A 6,194-nucleotide genomic window follows, 5' to 3' on the forward strand; every position below is an offset into this window, starting at 1 on the left:
GTACTATTTTACAGAGGTGGAAGTCCCATCTTTGTGCCACTCAAATACACCGAACTCAAACCCTTTCAGGTCACCGTTTGGCTGCCAGCTTAATGTTCCCATGACGGTTTCGACCGGATTTGCTTTCAGGTCTTTCACTAAATCTTCAGGCTCGATACTACCAGTACGTTCCATTGCCGTCGTTAAACCTTGGATAGCTGCATAAGTTGTCCAAACAAATGGCCCTGTTGGGTCTTCTTTCTTCGCTTTAATGGCATCAACAATTGGTTGGTTAGTCGCAACTTGGTCGTAACGTTTTGGTAATGTTACCAACATACCTTCAGAGGCATCACCTGCAATATTTGATAATGAAGAGTTACCGACGCCTTCAGGCCCCATAAAGCGAATATTCAAGCCAGCTTGCTTCGCTTGGCGTAAAATTTGCCCCATTTCTGGGTAATATCCCCCGAAGTAAACAAAATCAACATTCTCTTTCTTCAATTTTGCTACTAAAGCGGAAAAGTCTTTGTCACCCGCCGTTACTCCTTCAAACATCACTTCTTTAACGCCAGCTTTATTGAGGCTTTCACGTACAGAACGGGCTAAACCCTCACCATATTGTTGTTTGTCATGCACAACAGCAATACGAGTTGGTTTGATATCTTCCATAATAAATTTAGCTGCAGTGGGTCCTTGGTCCGAATCCAAACCAGTTGTACGCAGGACCATTTGATAACCACGTGTGGTTAAATCCGCATTAGTTGCAGCTGGGGTGATCATAATGACACCTTCATCCTCATAAATATCGGATGCCGGCTGTGTTGAAGAGGAACATAAATGCCCAATAACATGGCGGATACCATCGTTAATCACTTTATTTGCCACTGCAACCGCTTGTTTCGGGTCACAGGCATCGTCATATTCTACTGCCACTAATGTGTTTCCATTAATGCCACCTTTAGCATTAATATCTGCGATCGCTTGGCGTGCCCCTGTAAATTCCATATCACCATATTGAGCTACAGGCCCTGACATCGCACCAACAACCGCTATTTTAATTTCCTTTGCCCATCCTGCTGAACTGAATGCCATCGCAATACAGCCCGCTAATAATGCTTTATTCATATTCTTCATTTTATCGTCCCCGTCTTCATGGTTCTGAGTGTTTGTGTTTGATTTGTAGTAGATTATTATAGTTGACAGGTACAATGCCTGAGATTTCAAAATACAGCGAATAAGGCTATATATTTCATAACATTAAACAAGATAATTATGCTAAATAGCAAATGGATATGGTAGGTTTTTACATTAGAAGCAGAATAAAAAACTGATGTGTTAAAGTAGGTTTTTTGTAAATACTAGTGTTATATTCTGGTTAAATTTAAATTAATCCGAGTGAAATTCGGAAAATTAAGTATCACCAAATTTTTCTCTCTAAAATCAAAAAATCGGTTGTAGATCACTCTGGCAGGATGAGTGACTGCAACTCTTACAGGGAAACAAACAAAATATCATGAGACTCACTATTATCTCGCTGGTTAATCCTACTGAGCAACAATATCTGGACTTACATAAAATCTGGCCTGACCAGAGCCCTTTTGAACTAGCCAAAATGTGTAAATCAGGTGATCTATTCTATGCCGCTCGTTTTAACGAGCGCCTTCTTGGAGCCGCAAAAGTGACTGTCGGTCATAACACTGCTACTTTGCAGGATTTTTGTGTACGAGAGGTCACTCGCCGACGCGGTGTTGGCTCATATTTATTAGAAGAAATTTGCCAAGCCATCCCTGACGTTACACTATGGAAATTTGATATTAGCGAGGTCGCGCTACAAGAAAAAGAAGCGATGCGACTATTCTTGGTTGCTAATGGCTTCAATACCACCACGCAACCTGATATATGGGAGAAAACAGCATGAAGTTAAATAAAATTCATCATGTTGCTATTATCGCATCCAATTTTGAGGTCAGTAAGGATTTTTATTGCCGTATTTTGGGTTTAAATCTACTTGAAGAACATTACCGCCCAGCCAATAATTCATGGAAAGCGGACTTAGCCTTTGGTGAATATTACCAAATTGAATTATTCAGTTTTGTTAATCCACCAGTGAGGCTGAGTTATCCCGAAGCCACAGGGCTGCGTCATTTAGCCTTCAGTGTTGATGATTTAGATAAATGGGTCACTTATTTAACTGAGCAAGGTGTGGCTTGTGAGGCCATACGCATCGACCCCTATACCCAAAAGCGTTTTACATTTTTCACAGATCCCGATGGCTTACCGCTAGAGTTATACGGTGATTAATCGAACAATTAAAAATGTAAAAGTAGAAATGATTATCTGCATTTATCCACCTCTTAATGGGTAATAAATGCAGATAATTTTAGTGAACAACGAATTAGCCAGTAATAAATTACATTTCGCTATCTTCGTCTTCTTCCATCGCCAAACGTAACTTTTTCATGGCGTTCTTTTCAAGCTGACGAACACGCTCTGCAGAAACACCGTATTTATCAGCGAGTTCTTGCAACGTCGTTTTGTTGTCATCGTCTAACCAACGAGCTCGGATGATATCCTGACTGCGCTCGTCCAAAGAGTCCAACGCATCTGCTAAACGGTCAGTTGCATGGCTTTCCCAGTTATCATCTTCAATTGAACCGGCAAAGTCTGATGCTTTGTCTTGTAAGTATAAGACTGGGGCTACAGGACCACCAAAATCACTGCTGTCATCGTCATCTGACATATCAAATGCCATGTCTTGTGCAGCCATACGTGATTCCATTTCACGCACATCTTTAGTACTTACCCCTAACTCTTGGGCAACCATATCAACTTCATCCTGGTTAAACCAACCAAGACGTTTTTTATTCTTTCTTAAGTTAAAGAATAGCTTACGCTGCGATTTTGTTGTCGCGACTTTGACAATACGCCAGTTACGTAAAACGTATTCATGAATTTCAGCTTTGATCCAGTGAACCGCAAAGGAAACAAGACGAACGCCAACCTCAGGATTGAAACGACGCACCGCTTTCATCAGGCCGATATTACCTTCCTGAATTAGGTCAGCTTGTGGTAAACCATACCCTGCATAACTACGAGCAACATGAATAACAAAGCGCAAGTGCGATAAGATCAGTTGCTTTGCAGCATCCAGATCACCATGGTAATGCAGCCGTTCAGCAAGTTCCTTTTCTTCCTCAGCGGTGAGCATCGGGTAAGCATTAGCAGCCCGAACATAGGCTTCAATACTTCCTTGTGGAACAAGAGCTAATGATTGCATGTCTTTGGTCATTCAGATCCTCAATAAAATAATAGGAAACAGATTAGTTTGTATTGATAACCGCATTGGTTAACCATGAGGTAAACGTTTTTAGTCTACCAGTTTAACCGCGTTAAATAAATTATATACAAAATTTGTTAACAGTAGGTCAATGTAGGACAAAACAATTCAGACTAAGTTCATTTTTAACGAAAATTTGCAATAGAATCAAAGAGTCATGATATAACCAAATCATGACTCTTTAATAAAAATGATGAGAAAACAACGCATTACTCAGGTGTAAAGTGTCGTAAATGTTGAAGTGTTGCCAGCCATGCTGCTATCCAACCAACCATAGCGGATAACAGTAGAATCAATAAAGACTCTTCCCATAACAACCCTTCAATCTGAAATTGTGTACCAAATACACTGGCTACTTTTGCCACACCGTCCGCTAATTGCCAAACAAGTAGAAAGGTCATAATTAGGGAAATAATGGCGCCTAATGCACCCAATACAAGGCCACCATTTAAAAATGGCCTCATGATAAACCCGTCAGTGGCACCAATTAACTTCATCACATTAATCGTATCGCGGCGAGCAAAAATATTAAGCCGTACGCTATTACCTATCACAAGGAATAGTGACACAATCATTAAAATCCCAATGACAGAAGCGACTTTCCCAACCAAACCCGTTAGCGCGGCTAACCGTGCAAACCAGCTATCATCCATGCGAACTTCTTCAATGCCATCGACTTGACTGACTCTATCACGCAGTGTTGTTAATACATCAGAACCTTCAAAATCAATTTTAGGCGTAATTATCGCGACTGCAGGTAGTGGGTTTTCCTCTAGCATATCAAGTGCGGTACTAAAACCAGACCAACTGCGAAACTCACTCATGGCTTGGTCACGTGAAAGGTAATTCACATGGTCAACCCCATCAAGCGCCTGCAGTTGTGTTACTACATTTTGCCCACCTTGTTCATCAAGAGATTTATCCAGATAAACAGTGAGTTGTGGTGTTGGATACCATTGCTCTGCGGCTTGCGAAACGTTTTTCCACACAATATAACAAAGGCTCGGTAAGGTGAGTGAAATCGCAATAACCATGATAGTCAAAAAGGTGGCCAAAGGCTGTCTAAGCATGTCAGCAAGCGCATTCAACCACGAATAACGCCATTGCTCTTTCCAACCGCCTTTTAATGCTTTACTTTTCGATTGCTTGGCTCGTTCCGGCTTACTTTTACGGACATTCTTAGCCATGTTGACCTCCAAGCATACGACCTTCACTCAATGTAAGAACACGGTAGTTACGACGCTCAATCAATGCAATATCATGGGTCGCCATTAAAACGGTCACCCCTACACGATTGAATTCCTCGAATAAACGCATGATTCCTTCAGACAATTCACCATCAAGGTTACCTGTTGGTTCATCCGCTAATAACATCGTTGGCTTATTCACCACCGCTCGGGCAATACCGACACGTTGTTGCTCCCCTCCAGATAACTGAATTGGGAAGTTTTTCGCTTTGTCCAATAACCCAACTTTATCCAATGCAGCAGAAACTCGCCGACGAATATCCTCGGTACTGGCACCAGAAATGATTAGCGGCATTGCGACATTGTCATATACCGTTCGATCAAATAACAGGTGGTGATCTTGAAAAATCATCCCGATCTGCCGGCGCAGAAACGGGATCTCTCGATTTTTCAAGCGGCTGATATCATGACCATTGAATAAAATATGACCCGCACTTGGGCGTTCAATTCCACAAATCAGTTTAAGTAATGTACTTTTACCTGCGCCTGAGTGGCCTGTTAGAAATGCCATTTCTCCAGGTTGAAGATGAAAATCAACCCCTTGGAGTGCTTGGCGGCCACCTCGATAAGCTTTACTAACGTGTTCAAAGCGAATCATCGAAAATTATTCCTCTCGGGCAAATAGAGCCTCGATAAAGTCATCTGCTTTAAATGGACGTAAATCTTCAATACCCTCACCAATACCAATATACCGAATTGGAATACCAAATTGGTCGGCAATAGAGAAAATTACACCACCTTTTGCTGTGCCATCGAGCTTAGTCAAAGTTATACCTGTTAGACCGACTGCATCATCAAAAAGTTTTGCCTGACTTACCGCATTTTGTCCAGTACTTGCATCTAGCGTTAACATAATTTCATGGGGAGCATTTTCATCGAGTTTTTTCATCACCCGGACAATTTTTTTCAACTCTTCCATCAAGTGCGATTTATTTTGTAAGCGCCCAGCGGTATCTGCAATTAAAACATCAACCCCTTTCGCCTGCGCTGATTGAATCGCATCAAAAATAACCGATGCAGGGTCTGCGCCAGTATGTTGAGCGACCACAGGGATCTTTTGCGCTCTCCCCATACTTGAAGTTGCTCAACGGCTGCTGCACGGAAAGTATCCCCCGCGGCTAACATGACGCTTTTCCCTTCCGACTGATATTGACGTGCTAATTTACCAATTGTTGTCGTTTTCCCGACCCCGTTAACACCAACCATAAGAATAACATAGGGTTTTTTGTCTTCAATCACGAGTGGTTTATCCACTTTTGCTAAAATATCAGACATTTCCTCACGCAATTTGCCATATAACGCTTCTGCATCCTTGAGCTCTTTACGGCTCGCATGTGCCGTTAAGTTATCAATGATTTTTCGAGTGGTATCAACCCCGACATCGGCAATCAATAGCTGCTCTTCAAGCTCTTCAAATAAGTCATCATCAATTTTTTTACCTGAAAACAGCCCAAAAAAACCTGAACCTAAATTCTGGCGAGTTTTTAATAACCCTTTCTTTAGCCTAGCAAAGAAACCTTCTTTTTTAGGTTTTTCTTGCTCTGTTGGTAAATTATTTTTTTCTTCTTCTAAACGTAAGCGCTCAGCTTCAGCTTCTTCCTCTGCAATTCTCGCCTCTTCGGCGGCTTGCT

General features: G+C 41.7%; 6 protein-coding genes and 1 pseudogene. 2 read left to right on the plus strand and 5 right to left on the minus strand.

The window, feature by feature from the left end; translation table 11 throughout:
• Positions 1-3 precede the first annotated feature (3 nt).
• Positions 4-1,113, minus strand: coding sequence for a branched-chain amino acid ABC transporter substrate-binding protein (locus PSE60_RS01430; RefSeq protein WP_004908157.1), 1,110 nt, complete (start codon positions 1,111-1,113; stop codon positions 4-6).
• 379 nt (positions 1,114-1,492) lie between these two features.
• Between PSE60_RS01430 and panM the strand changes: the two genes are divergently transcribed.
• Positions 1,493-1,897: an aspartate 1-decarboxylase autocleavage activator PanM gene (gene panM / locus PSE60_RS01435; protein ID WP_210838018.1), complete on the plus strand. Its 405-nt coding sequence runs from the start codon at positions 1,493-1,495 to the stop codon at positions 1,895-1,897.
• On the plus strand, positions 1,894-2,280 hold the full coding sequence (gene gloA2 / locus PSE60_RS01440; RefSeq protein ID WP_272664368.1) for an SMU1112c/YaeR family gloxylase I-like metalloprotein: 387 nt from the start codon (positions 1,894-1,896) through the stop codon (positions 2,278-2,280). Before panM ends, gloA2 begins: the two co-directional genes overlap by 4 nt.
• Positions 2,281-2,389: 109 nt before the next feature.
• Here gloA2 and rpoH read toward each other — a convergent pair whose 3' ends face one another.
• From rpoH to ftsY, 4 genes and pseudogenes are all read right to left on the minus strand, one after another.
• The gene (gene rpoH, locus PSE60_RS01445) at positions 2,390-3,268 is read right to left on the minus strand and encodes an RNA polymerase sigma factor RpoH (protein WP_004908152.1); all 879 of its coding nucleotides are present in this window, start codon (positions 3,266-3,268) and stop codon (positions 2,390-2,392) included.
• A 257-nt stretch (positions 3,269-3,525) separates the two neighbouring features.
• The gene (gene ftsX, locus PSE60_RS01450) at positions 3,526-4,503 is read right to left on the minus strand and encodes a permease-like cell division protein FtsX (protein WP_004258540.1); all 978 of its coding nucleotides are present in this window, start codon (positions 4,501-4,503) and stop codon (positions 3,526-3,528) included.
• A complete protein-coding gene (gene ftsE, locus PSE60_RS01455) occupies positions 4,496-5,161 on the minus strand; it encodes a cell division ATP-binding protein FtsE (protein ID WP_004258545.1) in 666 nt (221 codons plus the stop codon). The genes ftsX and ftsE overlap by 8 nt, the downstream gene beginning before the upstream one ends.
• A gap of 6 nt (positions 5,162-5,167) precedes the next feature.
• A pseudogene (gene ftsY, locus PSE60_RS01460) lies at positions 5,168-6,194 on the minus strand (signal recognition particle-docking protein FtsY); the annotation flags it as partial.

Origin of the sequence: Providencia sp. PROV174, from assembly GCF_028480685.1 — a bacterium.
GTDB classification, from domain to species: domain Bacteria; phylum Pseudomonadota; class Gammaproteobacteria; order Enterobacterales; family Enterobacteriaceae; genus Providencia; species Providencia rettgeri.

Coding starts and splice junctions, on each gene's coding strand:
- rpoH (WP_004908152.1), bottom strand. CDS start 3,268: ATGACCAAAGACATGCAATCATTAGCTCTTGTTCCACAAGGAAGTATT.
- ftsX (WP_004258540.1), bottom strand. CDS start 4,503: ATGGCTAAGAATGTCCGTAAAAGTAAGCCGGAACGAGCCAAGCAATCG.
- gloA2 (WP_272664368.1), top strand. CDS start 1,894: ATGAAGTTAAATAAAATTCATCATGTTGCTATTATCGCATCCAATTTT.
- PSE60_RS01430 (WP_004908157.1), bottom strand. CDS start 1,113: ATGAAGAATATGAATAAAGCATTATTAGCGGGCTGTATTGCGATGGCA.
- panM (WP_210838018.1), top strand. CDS start 1,493: ATGAGACTCACTATTATCTCGCTGGTTAATCCTACTGAGCAACAATAT.
- ftsE (WP_004258545.1), bottom strand. CDS start 5,161: ATGATTCGCTTTGAACACGTTAGTAAAGCTTATCGAGGTGGCCGCCAA.